Genomic DNA, 14,701 nt, shown 5'->3' with positions numbered 1-14,701 from the left:
ATCAGGCGTAGAGGATGGCCTGCGCCCGCCAGCTATCGGGCAGAGAGTTTTCCTGCATCTGAATAATGCGGTACCAGGAAGCACCCTGCTCGTCAGCTTTCAGCGCGATCATGCGCTCGACGTCCTGCGGGCTGCCGGCAATATCATTCACCGAAATTAATCCGATTTCGTTCAGGCCTGTCACGCAATCCGCGCTGGCAAACTCGGCGGACTGCGCCAGAGTCGGAATAAGGCCAACAGATAACAGCAGTGTAGTTAAGGCAAGAGATCGTTTCATTGTCAGTTCCTTATCAATTTACCCCGAAGTCACAGGGCAGTCCTTCGCTAACTTAAAGCTGACCTCACTTCCTGAGGGCGAGGTCCATTGTGCATAAGAAACGATCAAGCGGCGAAAAGCTGTGTAAATATCAATAAATAACGGCTATCGGGGCGGGCTATTTTCGATACAAAATAGCCTGTGCGTACCACTGGCCCGGTATGACCGTTTCATCGTTCATCACGATGAGATAATAATCGGCTTTTGCTGCTGCGGCTTTCTTCTTAATAATGGCTTCTGAGTCCATTGGAGAGCCGCGTACTACGGCGGTCACTGTGCCTATTTTTGTTAACTCCGCAGTCTGAGGGCGCTGTATTTCCTGCGGGTAATTCTTCAGCGGCGGGGCGGGCTGCGGTGTACCCTGAAGTACGCTGCAGGCGCTGAGTAGCGCCGCCATAAATAGCACAGATAGCCGTAGCATGATGGTTTCTCGTTTCTTGACAGTCATAGTGTAGTTCCGGGTTTGGCCCTGAAAAGGGGGGATGTTCCCGATTTGTTATCTCAGGCGCGCTTTTCGCTGACTTTCGAATGAAAACCGATAACTAGATCTCATCGTTACAATAATCACTAACCTGCGTTACTTTCCCTGATATTTCACCGTAGGAGAAGAGTAGATGATCGAAATTTATAATGAGCGGTTAGCCGACGTAGAAGTTTTGCATGCGGTACCGACCGGGATGAAACAATCCCCGCTGCCTACGGTTATCTTCTACCACGGTTTTACCTCCTCAAAGCTGGTGTACAGCTATTTTGCGGTGGCGCTGGCGCAGCAGGGATTTCGCGTTGTTATGCCGGATGCTCTCGACCACGGGGCCCGCTACGGCGGCGATGCTCATACTCGCCTGCAGCAGTTTTGGCCGATTTTAAAAAACAGTATTGATGAGTTCCCGGCTCTTTATCAGGCGCTGCTAAAGACGGGCGGCGTTGCCGACGGCAGGCTTGCGGTGGGCGGAGCTTCAATGGGAGGAATGACGGCGCTGGGGGTTATGGCGCGTCATCCTGAAGTGCGCTGCGTCGCCAGTCTGATGGGCTCAGGTTATTTTGCGACGCTGGCACAAACGCTGTTTCCGCCGCCGGTCGACGTGCGTGAAAAGGTGATTGCCGGGCTGGTGGATTACGACGTCGGTAAACAGCTTGAGCAGCTGGGCGACAGGCCGCTGTTGCTGTGGCACGGAGAGGATGATGACGTCGTGCCAGCCGTAGAAACGTTCAGACTGCAGCGGGCGCTGGCGGATAACAGGCTGGATAAAAATCTGACCTGCGTATGGGAGACGGGCGTCAGGCATCGCATCACGCCCGAGGCGTTAGAAACAACAAGCCAGTTTTTTGCCCGGTATCTCTAACGCTAGACCAGCATCATTTTCACACCACGATCCTGAAGTTTTTTTACGACTTCAGGGTCGGCCTGCTTGCCGGTAATGACCAGGTCTATCTGGTCTGCACGGCTAAAGAGCATACCAGCCCGTTGCCCCACTTTACTGCTATCGACTAGTACGGCAAGTTTCCCCACTACGCTGAGCATTTTCTGCTCCGCCATAGCGGTAAGCATATCGGTTTTATAGAGTCCTTCAGCGGTAAGTCCTTTGCCGCTGGTGAACATCCAGTGTCCTGCGTACAGCGACGTTTCACTCTCCTGCGGGCCGAGCGTAATCGAGTGGCTCTTATTGTACTGGCCGCCCATGATGACCACGCTGTCGTGCTCCTGCTCGATAAGATAATTTGCCAGCGGTAAGTAATTGGTGATGATTTGTACCGGTTTACCGCAAATCTGTTGGCCGAGTAAGAACGCTGTGGATCCGCAGTTAATAACCACGCTTTCTCCGGGGTTCACCAACTGCGATGCGGCGTTGGCGATGCGTATTTTTTCATCGTGATTCTGAGCCAGATGAATATTCATCGGCGTCCAGCGTGGGCGTTGCTGGGTAATCGCCTCTGCGCCGTTGCGAACTTTCTTCAGTTTGCCGCTCTCATCAAGCTTGTTAATGTCCCTCCTCGCGGTTGCGGGAGAAATGCCCAGACGTTCAATTGCCTGTTCAACCGTAATAAACCCGGATTGCTGTAGCAGATCGAGCAAGATCTGGTGGCGCTGTGCTTCTGTCATGCGTAGTTCCGATGAGAGATGATAGAGAAAGATGATATTTGAAAATGTTTGAAATACCTATGGATAAACGAAAAAGCCGGACCTGTGTCCGGCTTTGCATCACAGGAATGACTTAAACGGCAAATCTGGCTCAAGGATAAAGCAGTCATCAAATCCGCGTGGGTAGTGGTATTCAAAGTTATCTTTATCCTGTGGCCAGGTGAATTTGCCGCCAACCTGCCAAATGAACGGCTTAAAGCCATATTTTAAACGATCTTTTTTCATCTCCCACAGCACGCGGATCTCCTGTGGGTCGGCCTGAAAATTGGACCAGATATCATGATGAAAAGGGATAACGACTTTTGCGTTAAGGGATTCGGCCATGCGAAGAATATCGGCGCTGGTCATTTTGTCAGTAATACCGCGCGGGTTCTCGCCATAGGAACCTAATGCTACATCGATTTTGTGCTCGTTCCCGTGCTTCGCGTAGTAGTTAGAGTAGTGAGAGTCCCCGCTGTGATAGAGCGTTCCCCCTGGCGTTTTGAAGAGATAATTTACCGCGCGTTCATCCATGCCGTCGGGCAATATGCCTGCAGCCTTCTGCCCGACAGGCAGCGTAATCAGTGCGGTACGGTCAAATGCATCGAGGGCATGGATTTCGGTATCTTTTATTTTTACCACGTCGCCCGGCTTCATTACGATGCAGCGTTCGCGCGGCACCCCCCAGCTAATCCAGATATCCACGCAGGTTTGTGGCCCGATAAAAGGCACGTCTGCGGCACAGTTTTGCAAGACGGCAGCGGCAACGTTTACATCAATATGATCGTTGTGATCGTGCGTAGCCAGCACGGCATCGATCTCGCGAATCGCGAAAGGATCGAGTACAAATGGCGTCGTGCGAAGATTCGGCTGGAGCTTCTTAACGCCCGCCATGCGCTGCATCTGATGGCCTGCTTTCATTAACGGGTTAGCGTGACTCTGCTTTCCGGTACCGCACCAAAAATCCACGCAGATGTTTGCCCCCCCCTGGGATTTTAACCAGATTCCCGTACAGCCAAGCCACCACATTGCAAATGTCCCCGGGGCAACAACCTCTTGCTCAATCTCTTCATTAAGCCAGCAGCCCCACTCAGGAAAAGTATTCAGGATCCAGGATTCGCGGGTAATCGAAGCAACTTTACTCATCGGATATCTCCTTTCTAGTCATCATGTGATCATGTGGTGATTATTAATGATTCATATTGACATGATTAATCATCGAGAAGAAGCACTTTTTGATCGTGTGGCTGAGATTCTAAAGAAGACAAGGAGCTTGATTATAAAGAATTAAAATGCTTTTTGTTTTGTATGTTTATGATTTTAAAGGGTTGCGTTTGCTGTTTAAAAGATAAAAATCACCACTTTAAGGCGGGGAGGAAATAAATTGCGGGATATCTCACAAATAATCATATTTGATCTTGTTGTGATTATTTTTGAAAAATAGAGTGTAGGGGCATTTTCAATCCGCCTGTTTCTAAGCAAGCAGGAAGCGACCACCTTACGGAGAGCTTTATGGAGATCTTTTATCGTGTCTTTACCCTCTTTTTTGATCAGGTAATGACTAACGCCCCGTTGCTGTTGGGGATCGTTACCTGTCTTGGTTACCTGCTGCTTCGCAAAAGTGCGAGCGTGATTATCAAAGGGACGATCAAAACTATCATCGGCTTTATGTTGCTCCAGGCGGGGTCCGGCATCCTGACCGGCACCTTCAAGCCGGTAGTGGCAAAAATGTCGGAGGTGTACGGCATTAACGGCGCTATTTCAGATACTTATGCATCTATGATGGCGACAATTGAAAAAATGGGTGATGCATACAGCTGGGTGGGATACGCGGTGCTGCTCGCGCTGGCATTGAACATCTGCTATGTGCTGCTGCGCCGCATCACCGGCATCCGTACCATCATGCTGACGGGCCATATCATGTTTCAGCAGGCGGGGCTCATTGCCGTCTTTTTCTTTATCCTCGGCTACTCGATGTGGACCACCATTATTTGTACCGCGGTGCTGGTGTCGCTTTATTGGGGTATCACCTCAAATATGATGTTCAAGCCGACGCAGGAGGTGACGGAAAACAGCGGTTTCTCCATTGGCCATCAGCAGCAGTTTGCTTCGTGGATTGCCTATAAAATTGCGCCATGGCTGGGGAAAAAAGAAGAAAGCGTTGAGGATCTCAAGCTACCCGGCTGGCTGAATATTTTCCACGACAACATTGTATCCACCGCCATTGTGATGACGCTTTTCTTCGGCGTAATCCTCTGTTCCTTCGGCCTTGATACCGTTCAGGCTATGGCCGGAAAAACGCACTGGTCTGTCTATATATTGCAAACCGGTTTCCAGTTCGCGGTGGCCATTTTCATCATCGTGCAGGGCGTTCGCATGTTTGTGGCCGAACTCTCAGAGGCTTTCAACGGTATTTCTCAGCGTTTAATACCCGGCGCCGTTTTGGCCATCGACTGTGCGGCCATTTACAGCTTTGCGCCAAATGCCGTGGTGTGGGGCTTCCTTTGGGGCACCGTCGGCCAGCTCATCGCGGTCGGGATTCTTATCGCCTGCGGCTCGTCGATCATGATAATCCCGGGCTTTATTCCTATGTTCTTCTCTAACGCCACTATAGGCGTCTTCGCTAACCATTTCGGCGGCTGGCGCGCCGCGCTCAAAATTTGCCTGGCCATGGGGATGATCGAAATCTTTGGCTGCGTCTGGGCGGTACACCTTACCGGGCTTAGCGCGTGGATGGGTATGGCTGACTGGTCGATTCTTGCACCGCCGCTGATGCAGGGGCTCACCCTTGGCCTGTGGTTTATGGGCATCGTTATCGCTATCGCACTGGTTTATATGTTCTTCGCCGGGCGTGCGTTACGCAAGGAGGAGGATATGCAACCTCTCACTGAAACTTCAGTTAACTAAAGGAATTGAGATTATGACCGTACGCATTCTCGCCGTTTGTGGTTGTGGGCAGGGCAGTTCCATGATTATGAAAATGAAAGTGGATCAATTTCTTACTCAACAAGGCGTTAACCACAGTGTGAATAGCTGTGCCGTGGGGGAATACAAAAGCGAATTGAGCGGTGCTGACATCATCATTGCGTCGACCCATGTTGCCAGCGAAATAACGGTGACGGGCAATAAATACGTGGTCGGTGTACGCAATATGCTTTCCGCTGACGACTTCGGCCCCAAGCTGATGGCGGTGATTGGCGAGCATTTCTCTCAGGACATGACGTAAGGAGTGGGTATGAAGCTACGTGATTCGTTGGCGAAAAACCACTCTGTACGCCTGCAGGCGGAGGCAAGTACCTGGCAGGAGGCCGTAGGGATAGGCGTTGATTTACTGGTAGAGGCTGGCGTTGTCGAGCCACGTTACTACCAGGCGATTCTCGACGGCGTGGCGCAGTTTGGCCCTTATTTTGTTATCGCGCCGGGCCTGGCTATGCCTCATGGCCGCCCGGAAGAAGGCGTTAAACAAACGGGGTTTGCGCTGGTGACCTTGAAAACACCGCTGATATTTAATCATGAGGACAATGACCCGGTAGACATCCTGATTACGCTGGCGGCGGTGGATGCCCATGCTCATCAGGAGGTTGGCATCATGCAGATTGTGACCCTGTTTGAAGACGAAGAAAACTTTGATCGTTTACGCGCCTGTCGCTCAGAGCAAGAGGTGCTGGATTTAATCGACCGCGCAACGGCGGCTGCATAAGGACTAGTCAATGACGCATTCATTACCGATGTTACAAGTGGCGCTGGATAACCAGACTCTGGCCGATGCCTACCGGACAACGAGCCTGATAGCCGAAGAGGTCGACATTATTGAGGTGGGCACCATTCTTTGCGTGGCAGAAGGCGTACGCGCCGTTCGCGATCTGAAAGCGCTCTATCCGCACAAGATCGTACTGGCGGACGCCAAAATTGCTGATGCAGGGAAAATTCTCTCGCGCATGTGTTTTGAAGCAAATGCGGACTGGGTAACGGTCATTTGCTGTGCCGACATCAACACCGCCAAAGGTGCCCTGGAAGTGGCCGGCGAATTTAACGGCGATGTGCAGATTGAACTGACCGGCTTCTGGACGTGGGAGCAGGCCCAGGCGTGGCGTGAGGCTGGTATTCAGCAGGTGGTTTACCACCGCAGTCGGGACGCTCAGGCCGCCGGTATTGCGTGGAGTGAGGAAGACATCAGCGCGATAAAGCGCCTTGCTGACATGGGCTTCAAGGTGACCGTAACCGGCGGGCTGGCGCTGGAGGATCTGTCTTTATTTAAAGGCATTCCTGTCCATGTCTTTATCGCCGGGCGCAGCATCCGTGATGTGGAAAACCCGGTCGAAGCCGCTCGTCAGTTCAAGCGCACCATTGCCCAATTCTGGGGCTAAGGAGGAACGATGTTAGACAAGCGGGTTCCACTGGGTATTTATGAAAAGGCGCTTCCCTCAGGGGAGTGCTGGCGGGAACGCTTAGCCCTGGCCGGCGAGCTGCATTTTGATTTTGTCGAAATGTCGGTAGATGAATCAGACGAACGACTGGCAAGGCTGGACTGGAGCCGTGAACAGCGTAGGGCGCTGGTGGAGGCTGTGGCTGAAACGGGCGTGCGCGTGCCGTCGATGTGCCTGAGTGCTCATCGCCGCTACCCGCTGGGCAGTGAAGATGATGAAGTGCGTAATCAGGGGCTGGAGATCATGGGCAAAGCGATCGTGCTGGCACAGGACGTCGGCATCCGTGTGATTCAGCTGGCGGGATACGACGTCTACTATCAGCAGGCAAATAATGAAACCCGCAGGCGTTTCCTTGATGGTTTGCAGCAGGCGTTGGAAATGGCGGCTCGCGCTCAGGTAACGCTGGCCATGGAAATCATGGATTCTCCACTGATGAATTCCATCAGTAAGGCGCTGGGCTATGCTCACTATTTAAATAATCCGTGGTTCCAGCTCTACCCTGATATTGGCAATCTCTCGGCCTGGGATAATGACGTGCAGATGGAGCTGCAGGCGGGCAGCGGGCACATTGTCGCCGTGCACGTAAAAGACACTCTGCCAGGCGTGTTTAAGAATGTGCCGTTTGGTACAGGCATTGTCGAGTTTGAACGCTGCTTCAGGACGCTACGGCAAAGCGGCTACCGCGGGCCGTATCTTATTGAGATGTGGAGTGAAACGGCCGCAGACCCTGTCGCCGAGGTGCGAGCTGCGCGAGACTGGGTACTGCTCAGAATGAAAAATGCAGGACTGCCGGTGGAGATAAACCATGTGGCAGCTTAAGCAGCAGGTATACGAGGCGAACATGGCGCTTCCGCTCCACGGACTGGTCACTTTCACCTGGGGTAACGTCAGCGCAATCGATCGAGATCGTGGCTGCATTGTTATAAAGCCAAGCGGCGTAGCATATGAACAGATGGCTGCGGATGACATGGTGGTTGTTAGCCTGAGCGGAGAGGTAATTGAGGGGCGTTACCGTCCCTCATCGGATACTGCGACACATCTGGCCCTTTATCAGCGTTATTCCGACATTGGCGGCGTGGTGCATACCCACTCGACCCACGCTACGGCCTGGGCTCAGGCGGGGAGATCGATTCCGGCACTAGGCACTACCCATGCAGATTATTTTTTTGGGGATATCCCTTGTACGCGTCCGCTAACCAGCGCTGAGGTGGCCGGAGAATATGAGCTCAACACCGGCAGGGTGATTATCGAAACCATAGGGCAGGCTAATCCTCTGCATACGCCCGGCGTTCTGGTTTATCAGCACGGTCCCTTCGCCTGGGGGGAGGACGCGGGGCAGGCTTTGCATAATGCTGTGGTGATGGAGGAAGTCGCCCGTATGGCCTGGATAACGGGGGAAATCAATCCAAAGCAAAAGATGATTGATGACTATTTGATGAATAAGCACTTTCATCGCAAGCACGGGCCTGGTGCATATTATGGGCAGCCCAAATAAAAAAGCCCCCGCAAGCGGGGGCAAGTCAAACATGAGTTTTTAGGTCGTGGTGTCTTCTCTGGTGTCTACGCGTACTCTTAAGCTACCGGTAGATATCTGCACTGACGTGCATGTTGCCGTTACTGCCGGGTTCTCTCATGATTATCGTGTGATAAAACGTCGCGTTGTGCTGGTCTGCATCCTGCTGGATGGCCGTTTCTGCTTCAGCGACGGTCGCAAAATTGTGGTTGATATAAATGACGCCAAGGCTTTGAACGTCGTCCATATTTCTGGCCTGCCGGCCGTCGATTTTGATGGCTGCCGACGCGCTGGCGCTTAAAAACAGTACTGCGGCAAGGGCAATTACGATGTTTTTCATGATGCGCTCCACTACAACAGATGTGTAATCAGTGGTCGTCGCTCCTGTTAATGGCTGTGGCGGCCTGTTATCAATAAGTGTAATCCCTGATGGCTGAATAAAAAGTGACCATTTCTGATGGTCTCTTTCAAAATATTTAGGCGATCCGCCGGTTTGTTTTGTAATTCACATGCTTAGCGACATCCGCAGAAATAAAGGGAATTAATTTGCTCGCGGCCTTGAGTTTAGTGGCCTGGATAAGTATGATTACGCGTCAATTTTTCAGCCGCAATTCAAACACGTTCCTTGCTTCCATGGGCCGCGGCTGACCCTGACAGGAGGCTGAATAATCCGTAAGGAGCAATTCGATGCGTCATTACGAAATCGTTTTTATGGTCCATCCTGACCAGAGCGAACAGGTTCCGGGCATGATCGAACGTTACACTGGTGCAATCACTGCAGCAGCAGGTACGATCCACCGTCTGGAAGACTGGGGCCGCCGTCAGCTGGCTTACCCGATCAACAAACTGCACAAAGCTCACTACGTTCTGCTGAACGTTGAAGCTCCGCAGGAAGCGATCGATGAGCTGGAAACTAACTTCCGCTTCAACGACGCCGTTATCCGCAGCATGGTTATGCGCGTTAAGCACGCGGTTACCGAAGCATCTCCAATGGTTAAAGCGAAAGACGAGCGCCGTGAGCGTCGCGATGATTTCGCTAGCGAAACCGCTGATGATGCAGATGCTGGGGATTCTGAAGAGTAATTCTGATGATGGCCAACCGCCTGGCGCTGTCTGGCACAGTGTGCAAGACGCCCCTTCGCAAGGTCAGCCCCTCAGGAATTCCACACTGCCAGTTCGTGCTTGAGCATCGTTCTGTGCAAGAGGAAGCCGGTCTTAACCGGCAGGCATGGTGCCGAATGCCGGTTATTGTTAGCGGGCACGCGAACCAGGCCATTACTCACAGTATAACGGTCGGTACGCAAATCACGGTTCACGGGTTCATTACTTGTCATCAGATGAAAAATGGCCTGAACAAAGTGGTATTGCATGCCGAGCAGATTGAATTGATAGATTCTGGAGACTAGCCATATGGCACGTTATTTCCGTCGTCGCAAGTTCTGCCGTTTCACCGCGGAAGGCGTTCAAGAGATCGACTATAAAGATATCGCTACGCTGAAAAACTACATCACCGAAAGCGGTAAGATTGTCCCAAGCCGTATCACCGGTACCCGTGCAAAATACCAGCGTCAGCTGGCTCGCGCTATCAAACGCGCTCGCTACCTGTCTCTGCTGCCGTACACTGATCGTCATCAGTAATCGGTCACGGTCCATTAATACGACTTTGAGAGGATAAGGTAATGCAAGTTATTCTGCTTGATAAAGTAGCAAACCTGGGTAGCCTGGGTGATCAGGTTAACGTTAAAGCGGGTTATGCTCGTAACTTCCTGGTACCACAGGGTAAAGCTGTTCCTGCTACCAAGAAAAACGTTGAGTTCTTCGAAGCACGCCGTGCAGAACTGGAAGCTAAACTGGCTGACGTTCTGGCTGCAGCTGCAGCTCGCGCTGAGAAAATCAACGCACTGGAAACCGTAACCATCGCGTCCAAAGCTGGCGACGAAGGTAAACTGTTCGGTTCCATCGGTACTCGCGACATCGCTGACGCTGTTACTGCGGCTGGCGTTGCTGTTGCTAAGAGCGAAGTTCGCCTGCCGAACGGCGTTCTGCGCACCACCGGTGAGCACGAAGTGGACTTCCAGGTTCACAGCGAAGTATTCGCTAAACTGACTGTAAACGTTGTAGCTGAATAATTTATTATTCACTGCTCGTAAAAACGCCAGCCTCGTGCTGGCGTTTTGCTTTTCAGGAACTGGTGGCGAAGTTCATCTCGATGAAATGTTTGAATGCGGGTTGAATTAAGAAGATAAAGTATCTCTTCTGGTTTACCCCAAACAGCCGAAAACCACGTTTTTCGGCTGTTTGTCACCAGTCTAAAAACGCCAGCCTCGTGCTGGCGTTTTGCTTTTCTAAGGTCTCAATTTTTACTGCGCGCGAATAAAGCTGCCGTTCGGCTGGCGGGTAAACAGCACCTGCTGTTCGTTGCCGATATCAATCGTTAAGCCCGTCACCACGCCGTTGGCATTTTGCCTGATTTGCACCATCTGCCCGGTTTGCAGATTACTCAGCGGCTTGCTATCCCCTTCCACCTGCGCCATGGCGTAAACGTCTGCCGGCGGTAAATTATGGTCACGGAACAGCTGGGCCATTGTCTGCCCGGAGGCTACGCGATAAGAGCGCCACTGCTGATCGATATCATTATTGTCGTGGGGGACGGGAGCCTGAGTTTGCTCCTCAAGCCGTTGAGGCTCAACCGGCGTGGCCGGTGCATTGCTGGTATTTGAAGAGGGGGCGAGTTCGGCCTGCATAGGCGACTGGGACTGCACGGAAAGCTGCGCGTCGCGCGTGACCGGACGGCTGGCGTCATCTGCGCCAGGCAGCAGGAAGCCGAGAATCACGAGCGCAAAGCCAATGATAATGCCTCGGCGATGCAGGGGAGGTAACGGATCCATCAAGCGGAAATGATCAGGTGCATGCCAAATCCGCGTAAGCCATGGTTTAACAGCGAATTGCATTGGCAACCCTCCTCGAAGTAATACTTTTCCAGTATAGACTCGTCATACTTCAAGCTGCTGGTATGTGGGCTACAGCTCGAATTATGTAGAGTATAAACGCTAACTGCTTGATGCCTGAAGCAATCCTGGTTTCCGTGACGGCAAACCGCAATTTTACGCCCGATTAAGCTATTGTTCCCGTTTCGTTTGCATTTGTCACCTTTCCTCCGTTGCCATTTACCCTGCGTATTGACGCTGTTATGCTTCGGGCTTGCTTTTAAACATCATGAAAGGAAAATCCATGACAACCCCTTCTTTTGACAGCGTCGAAGCGCAAGCAAGTTACGGTATTGGTTTACAGGTAGGCCAGCAGCTGAGTGAATCAGGCCTGCAAGGTTTACTGCCAGAAGCGCTGGTCGCAGGTCTCCGTGACGCGCTGGAAGGGAATGCCCCGGCCGTTCCTGTTGACGTTGTACACCGCGCCCTGCGTGAAGTTCATGAGCGTGCGGATGAAGTGCGTCGTGAGCGTCAGAAAGAGCTGGCTGTAGAAGGCCAGAAATACCTGACGGAGAACGCAGAGAAAGAAGGCGTGAGCAGCACCGAATCCGGCCTGCAGTTCCGTGTTATCACCCAGGGCACCGGCCCGATTCCTGCCCGTAAAGACCACGTGCGCGTGCACTACACCGGCAAGCTAATCGACGGCACCGTCTTCGACAGCTCCGTACAGCGTGGCGAGCCGGCAGAGTTCCCGGTAAGCGGCGTTATCGCGGGCTGGATTGAGGCGCTGACCCTGATGCCGGTAGGCTCTAAATGGGAACTGACTATTCCACACAACCTCGCTTACGGCGAGCGCGGTGCGGGTGCTTCTATCCCGCCATTCAGCACCCTGGTCTTTGAAGTCGAGCTGCTGGAAATTCTGTAAAGTCCTCAGAACCCCGCCGAGCGCGGGGTTTTGCATTGCCTGATAATAAACTAGCGTGATTTTATCTTGCATTAACCCGTTTTACGGGTATTTTTGTGAGCCATATCCCGCTGTGAATGCGATTTCACACTCAAATAAAACAAAAAATTAACATTACCCTTGTGCTTATTATTTATCCCGCCGATTCTTACCTCGTATCACGCAAACAACATCACGTAAAAACAGTTCACGGGCCAGTAGAGCCTGAAAAAACAGACAGGTACAGGAAAATACTAACATGGTAGATCAGGTCAAAGTCGCGGACGAAGCTCAGGCTCCGACCGAGCAGTCGCTGCGGCGTAATTTAACAAACCGTCATATCCAGCTTATTGCCATTGGGGGTGCCATCGGCACCGGCTTGTTTATGGGGTCAGGCAAAACCATCAGCCTTGCGGGGCCGTCCATCATCTTCGTCTACATGATAATCGGCTTCATGCTGTTCTTCGTGATGCGAGCGATGGGCGAGCTGCTGCTATCGAATCTGGAATATAAGTCGTTCAGCGATTTTGCCGCGGATTTACTGGGGCCGTGGGCGGGGTATTTCACCGGCTGGACGTACTGGTTCTGTTGGGTGGTGACCGGCATGGCGGACGTGGTAGCGATAACCGCCTACGCCCAGTTCTGGTTCCCCGGGCTTTCTGACTGGGTCGCTTCTCTGGCGGTCGTGCTGGTCTTGCTGAGCCTGAACCTGGCCACCGTGAAGATGTTCGGTGAGATGGAGTTCTGGTTCGCGATGATCAAAATCGTCGCCATCGTTGCGCTGATCGTCATCGGCCTGGTGATGGTGCTGACCAGCTTCCATTCTCCGTCCGGCGTTGAGGCTTCCTTTAATAACCTCTGGAACGACGGCGGCTGGTTCCCTAAAGGTATCAGCGGCTTCTTTGCCGGATTCCAGATAGCGGTCTTTGCCTTCGTCGGCATTGAGCTGGTGGGGACCACGGCGGCTGAAACCAAAGACCCGGAGAAATCACTGCCGCGCGCGATTAACTCGATCCCGCTGCGTATCATTATGTTCTACGTCTTCTCGCTGATCATCATCATGTCGGTGACGCCGTGGAGCTCCGTTGTGCCAGATAAGAGCCCGTTCGTTGAGCTGTTCGTGCTGGTCGGCCTGCCGGCAGCGGCGAGTATCATCAACTTTGTGGTGCTGACGTCTGCTGCTTCCTCCGCGAACAGCGGCGTGTTCTCTACCAGCCGTATGCTGTTTGGCCTGGCGCAGGACGGCGTAGCGCCTAAAGCGTTCGCCAAGCTCTCCAAACGCGCGGTGCCGGCGAAAGGGTTAACCTTCTCCTGTATCTGCCTGCTGGGCGGCGTGGTGATGCTCTACGTGAACCCGAACGTGATTGCTGCCTTCACCATGATCACCACGGTTTCCGCGATTCTGTTCATGTTCGTCTGGACTATTATTCTTTGCTCGTACCTGGTGTACCGCAAACAGCGTCCTCACCTGCATGAGAAGTCCATCTACAAAATGCCGCTGGGCAAGCTGATGTGCTGGGTGTGTATGGCGTTCTTCGTCTTTGTGATTGTTCTGCTGACGCTTGAAGACGACACCCGTCAGGCGCTTATCGTGACGCCGCTGTGGTTCGTGGTGCTGGGCGCCGGCTGGCTTTTCATCAGTAAGAAACGTCAGGCAAATATCCGGAAATAGACGCGTTAGAATACGTGCTAAAAAAAACCTCTCCCCAAAAGGGAGAGGTTTTTAGTGAGGGAAAAATCGTAGTTATTCGCCGCTTAACGCTCTTGGGAACAGGACGTTATTCTCCAGGCTGATGTGGTTCATCAGGTCCTCAATCAGTTCATTGATCCCGTTATACATCGCTTTCCACGTCGTGCAGGCTTCCGGCGGCGGCGTCACATTATTGGTGGTGTGTTTGATAACCTCCAGCAGCTCGCCTGCATCATCATGCTCGCTTTCCATCACGCTGATTGGCCCAGCGGCCTGAGTGCCCATGCCCTGTTTAATCATCGGGAACAGGATCTGCTCTTCTTTCATCATATGGCTGCTCAATTCCTGATGCAGCATGGTGAGGTATTTTGCCAGCCCTTTCGGTACGTTTGGCTTATCGGCGTGCACCCGCTCGACCTTGGTTGCCTGCAGAATCAGCTCCGGCACCTGCTCGCGATGGCGGTCGTGGAAGCGCACGATGATGTGATCGATGATCTCTGCCAGCGGAGCTGCACGCCAGTCTTTCTCCGCCGGTTCTTCGGCTAACGCGGCGAGCTGAGCCTCAATGTCTTCCAGGTTGAGTTCTTTACGTGTTGCCGCGCGCAGCAGCGTCTGCTTGCCGCCACAGCAAAAATCCAGGTCCAGTTTACGGAATAGCGCAGAGGCGCGGGGAATCGTCAGCGCCAGTTCGCCCAGGGGTTGATCGCGGTAGGCCATAGCAGGCTCCTCATAGTGAAATATAAGATGTATTTTAAATGCATCTTTA

At 52.6% G+C, this 14,701-nt stretch carries 20 protein-coding genes; 13 read left to right on the top strand and 7 right to left on the bottom strand.

Annotated elements, in window-relative coordinates; translation table 11 throughout:
• Position 1: 1 nt before the first annotated feature.
• Together yjfN and bsmA are read right to left on the bottom strand one after the other, a co-directional pair.
• Positions 2 to 277: a DUF1471 family protease activator YjfN gene (gene yjfN, locus HX778_RS15330; RefSeq protein WP_038476187.1), complete on the bottom strand. Its 276-nt coding sequence runs from the start codon at positions 275 to 277 to the stop codon at positions 2 to 4.
• Between the two features lie 157 nt (positions 278 to 434).
• On the bottom strand, positions 435 to 764 hold the full coding sequence (bsmA, locus tag HX778_RS15325; protein WP_176982452.1) for a biofilm peroxide resistance protein BsmA: 330 nt from the start codon (positions 762 to 764) through the stop codon (positions 435 to 437).
• 166 nt (positions 765 to 930) lie between these two features.
• Between bsmA and yjfP the strand changes: the two genes are divergently transcribed.
• Complete coding sequence (gene yjfP / locus HX778_RS15320) at positions 931 to 1,659, top strand: esterase (RefSeq protein WP_176982451.1); 729 nt, start codon at positions 931 to 933, stop codon at positions 1,657 to 1,659.
• Positions 1,660 to 1,661: 2 nt separating this feature from the next.
• On the opposite strand, the gene ulaR is transcribed toward yjfP, so the two are convergent.
• Entirely contained in the window at positions 1,662 to 2,417 is a 756-nt protein-coding gene (gene ulaR / locus HX778_RS15315) for an HTH-type transcriptional regulator UlaR (protein WP_176982450.1), read from the bottom strand.
• A 99-nt stretch (positions 2,418 to 2,516) separates the two neighbouring features.
• The gene (gene ulaG / locus HX778_RS15310) at positions 2,517 to 3,581 is read right to left on the bottom strand and encodes an L-ascorbate 6-phosphate lactonase (protein WP_176982449.1); all 1,065 of its coding nucleotides are present in this window, start codon (positions 3,579 to 3,581) and stop codon (positions 2,517 to 2,519) included.
• Between the two features lie 366 nt (positions 3,582 to 3,947).
• Here ulaG and ulaA point away from each other — a divergent pair, with 366 nt between their 5' ends.
• The 6 genes from ulaA to HX778_RS15280 are packed head-to-tail and all read left to right on the top strand — an operon-like array spanning position 3,948 to position 8,357.
• On the top strand, positions 3,948 to 5,342 hold the full coding sequence (ulaA, locus tag HX778_RS15305; protein ID WP_176982448.1) for a PTS ascorbate transporter subunit IIC: 1,395 nt from the start codon (positions 3,948 to 3,950) through the stop codon (positions 5,340 to 5,342).
• Between the two features lie 13 nt (positions 5,343 to 5,355).
• Complete coding sequence (gene ulaB / locus HX778_RS15300) at positions 5,356 to 5,661, top strand: PTS ascorbate transporter subunit IIB (protein WP_038476172.1); 306 nt, start codon at positions 5,356 to 5,358, stop codon at positions 5,659 to 5,661.
• Between the two features lie 9 nt (positions 5,662 to 5,670).
• A complete protein-coding gene (ulaC, locus tag HX778_RS15295) occupies positions 5,671 to 6,135 on the top strand; it encodes a PTS ascorbate transporter subunit IIA (protein WP_176982447.1) in 465 nt (154 codons plus the stop codon).
• A gap of 10 nt (positions 6,136 to 6,145) precedes the next feature.
• A complete protein-coding gene (locus HX778_RS15290; protein WP_144244040.1) occupies positions 6,146 to 6,802 on the top strand; it encodes a 3-keto-L-gulonate-6-phosphate decarboxylase UlaD in 657 nt (218 codons plus the stop codon).
• 9 nt (positions 6,803 to 6,811) lie between these two features.
• On the top strand, positions 6,812 to 7,681 hold the full coding sequence (locus tag HX778_RS15285) for an L-ribulose-5-phosphate 3-epimerase (protein WP_038476166.1): 870 nt from the start codon (positions 6,812 to 6,814) through the stop codon (positions 7,679 to 7,681).
• Positions 7,668 to 8,357 (top strand): L-ribulose-5-phosphate 4-epimerase, encoded by a 690-nt coding sequence (locus tag HX778_RS15280; protein ID WP_176982446.1) that lies wholly within the window; start codon positions 7,668 to 7,670, stop codon positions 8,355 to 8,357. Before HX778_RS15285 ends, HX778_RS15280 begins: the two co-directional genes overlap by 14 nt.
• A gap of 82 nt (positions 8,358 to 8,439) precedes the next feature.
• On the opposite strand, the gene yjfY is transcribed toward HX778_RS15280, so the two are convergent.
• Positions 8,440 to 8,715, bottom strand: coding sequence for a DUF1471 family protein YjfY (gene yjfY / locus HX778_RS15275; protein ID WP_038476161.1), 276 nt, complete (start codon positions 8,713 to 8,715; stop codon positions 8,440 to 8,442).
• A gap of 347 nt (positions 8,716 to 9,062) precedes the next feature.
• Here yjfY and rpsF point away from each other — a divergent pair, with 347 nt between their 5' ends.
• From rpsF to rplI, 4 genes are read left to right on the top strand one after another with little or no spacing between them, the layout of a single operon-like run.
• Positions 9,063 to 9,458: a 30S ribosomal protein S6 gene (gene rpsF, locus HX778_RS15270; RefSeq protein WP_038476158.1), complete on the top strand. Its 396-nt coding sequence runs from the start codon at positions 9,063 to 9,065 to the stop codon at positions 9,456 to 9,458.
• An 8-nt stretch (positions 9,459 to 9,466) separates the two neighbouring features.
• Positions 9,467 to 9,781 carry a primosomal replication protein N gene (gene priB / locus HX778_RS15265; RefSeq protein ID WP_008460409.1) on the top strand — a complete coding sequence of 105 codons (315 nt, stop codon included), beginning with the start codon at positions 9,467 to 9,469 and terminating at the stop codon, positions 9,779 to 9,781.
• A gap of 4 nt (positions 9,782 to 9,785) precedes the next feature.
• A complete protein-coding gene (rpsR, locus tag HX778_RS15260; RefSeq protein ID WP_000135199.1) occupies positions 9,786 to 10,013 on the top strand; it encodes a 30S ribosomal protein S18 in 228 nt (75 codons plus the stop codon).
• A 41-nt stretch (positions 10,014 to 10,054) separates the two neighbouring features.
• On the top strand, positions 10,055 to 10,504 hold the full coding sequence (rplI, locus tag HX778_RS15255) for a 50S ribosomal protein L9 (protein ID WP_008460412.1): 450 nt from the start codon (positions 10,055 to 10,057) through the stop codon (positions 10,502 to 10,504).
• A 231-nt stretch (positions 10,505 to 10,735) separates the two neighbouring features.
• Here the strand turns inward: rplI and HX778_RS15250 are convergent, their stop codons facing one another.
• On the bottom strand, positions 10,736 to 11,332 hold the full coding sequence (locus HX778_RS15250) for an OapA family protein (protein ID WP_038476148.1): 597 nt from the start codon (positions 11,330 to 11,332) through the stop codon (positions 10,736 to 10,738).
• Positions 11,333 to 11,606: 274 nt separating this feature from the next.
• Here HX778_RS15250 and fklB point away from each other — a divergent pair, with 274 nt between their 5' ends.
• Positions 11,607 to 12,227, top strand: coding sequence for an FKBP-type peptidyl-prolyl cis-trans isomerase (gene fklB / locus HX778_RS15245; protein WP_038476145.1), 621 nt, complete (start codon positions 11,607 to 11,609; stop codon positions 12,225 to 12,227).
• Positions 12,228 to 12,504: 277 nt separating this feature from the next.
• Positions 12,505 to 13,917 carry a D-serine/D-alanine/glycine transporter gene (cycA, locus tag HX778_RS15240; RefSeq protein ID WP_038476142.1) on the top strand — a complete coding sequence of 471 codons (1,413 nt, stop codon included), beginning with the start codon at positions 12,505 to 12,507 and terminating at the stop codon, positions 13,915 to 13,917.
• A gap of 72 nt (positions 13,918 to 13,989) precedes the next feature.
• Here the strand turns inward: cycA and ytfE are convergent, their stop codons facing one another.
• Entirely contained in the window at positions 13,990 to 14,652 is a 663-nt protein-coding gene (gene ytfE, locus HX778_RS15235; protein WP_176982445.1) for an iron-sulfur cluster repair protein YtfE, read from the bottom strand.
• Positions 14,653 to 14,701 lie beyond the last annotated feature (49 nt).

The sequence above is a fragment of the Cedecea sp. P7760 genome (genome assembly GCF_013386425.1).
GTDB lineage: Bacteria > Pseudomonadota > Gammaproteobacteria > Enterobacterales > Enterobacteriaceae > Cedecea > Cedecea selenatireducens.
Note: the sequence above shows the minus strand (reverse complement) of the source record. Positions and strands in the feature narration are given on the sequence as shown.

Bases quoted from the DNA above. Each gene is read 5' to 3' on its own strand.
- yjfN (WP_038476187.1), bottom strand. From the start codon at position 277: ATGAAACGATCTCTTGCCTTAACTACACTGCTGTTATCTGTTGGCCTT.
- bsmA (WP_176982452.1), bottom strand. From the start codon at position 764: ATGACTGTCAAGAAACGAGAAACCATCATGCTACGGCTATCTGTGCTA.
- yjfP (WP_176982451.1), top strand. From the start codon at position 931: ATGATCGAAATTTATAATGAGCGGTTAGCCGACGTAGAAGTTTTGCAT.
- ulaR (WP_176982450.1), bottom strand. From the start codon at position 2,417: ATGACAGAAGCACAGCGCCACCAGATCTTGCTCGATCTGCTACAGCAA.
- ulaG (WP_176982449.1), bottom strand. From the start codon at position 3,581: ATGAGTAAAGTTGCTTCGATTACCCGCGAATCCTGGATCCTGAATACT.
- ulaA (WP_176982448.1), top strand. From the start codon at position 3,948: ATGGAGATCTTTTATCGTGTCTTTACCCTCTTTTTTGATCAGGTAATG.
- ulaB (WP_038476172.1), top strand. From the start codon at position 5,356: ATGACCGTACGCATTCTCGCCGTTTGTGGTTGTGGGCAGGGCAGTTCC.
- ulaC (WP_176982447.1), top strand. From the start codon at position 5,671: ATGAAGCTACGTGATTCGTTGGCGAAAAACCACTCTGTACGCCTGCAG.
- HX778_RS15290 (WP_144244040.1), top strand. From the start codon at position 6,146: ATGACGCATTCATTACCGATGTTACAAGTGGCGCTGGATAACCAGACT.
- HX778_RS15285 (WP_038476166.1), top strand. From the start codon at position 6,812: ATGTTAGACAAGCGGGTTCCACTGGGTATTTATGAAAAGGCGCTTCCC.
- HX778_RS15280 (WP_176982446.1), top strand. From the start codon at position 7,668: ATGTGGCAGCTTAAGCAGCAGGTATACGAGGCGAACATGGCGCTTCCG.
- yjfY (WP_038476161.1), bottom strand. From the start codon at position 8,715: ATGAAAAACATCGTAATTGCCCTTGCCGCAGTACTGTTTTTAAGCGCC.
- rpsF (WP_038476158.1), top strand. From the start codon at position 9,063: ATGCGTCATTACGAAATCGTTTTTATGGTCCATCCTGACCAGAGCGAA.
- priB (WP_008460409.1), top strand. From the start codon at position 9,467: ATGGCCAACCGCCTGGCGCTGTCTGGCACAGTGTGCAAGACGCCCCTT.
- rpsR (WP_000135199.1), top strand. From the start codon at position 9,786: ATGGCACGTTATTTCCGTCGTCGCAAGTTCTGCCGTTTCACCGCGGAA.
- rplI (WP_008460412.1), top strand. From the start codon at position 10,055: ATGCAAGTTATTCTGCTTGATAAAGTAGCAAACCTGGGTAGCCTGGGT.
- fklB (WP_038476145.1), top strand. From the start codon at position 11,607: ATGACAACCCCTTCTTTTGACAGCGTCGAAGCGCAAGCAAGTTACGGT.
- cycA (WP_038476142.1), top strand. From the start codon at position 12,505: ATGGTAGATCAGGTCAAAGTCGCGGACGAAGCTCAGGCTCCGACCGAG.
- ytfE (WP_176982445.1), bottom strand. From the start codon at position 14,652: ATGGCCTACCGCGATCAACCCCTGGGCGAACTGGCGCTGACGATTCCC.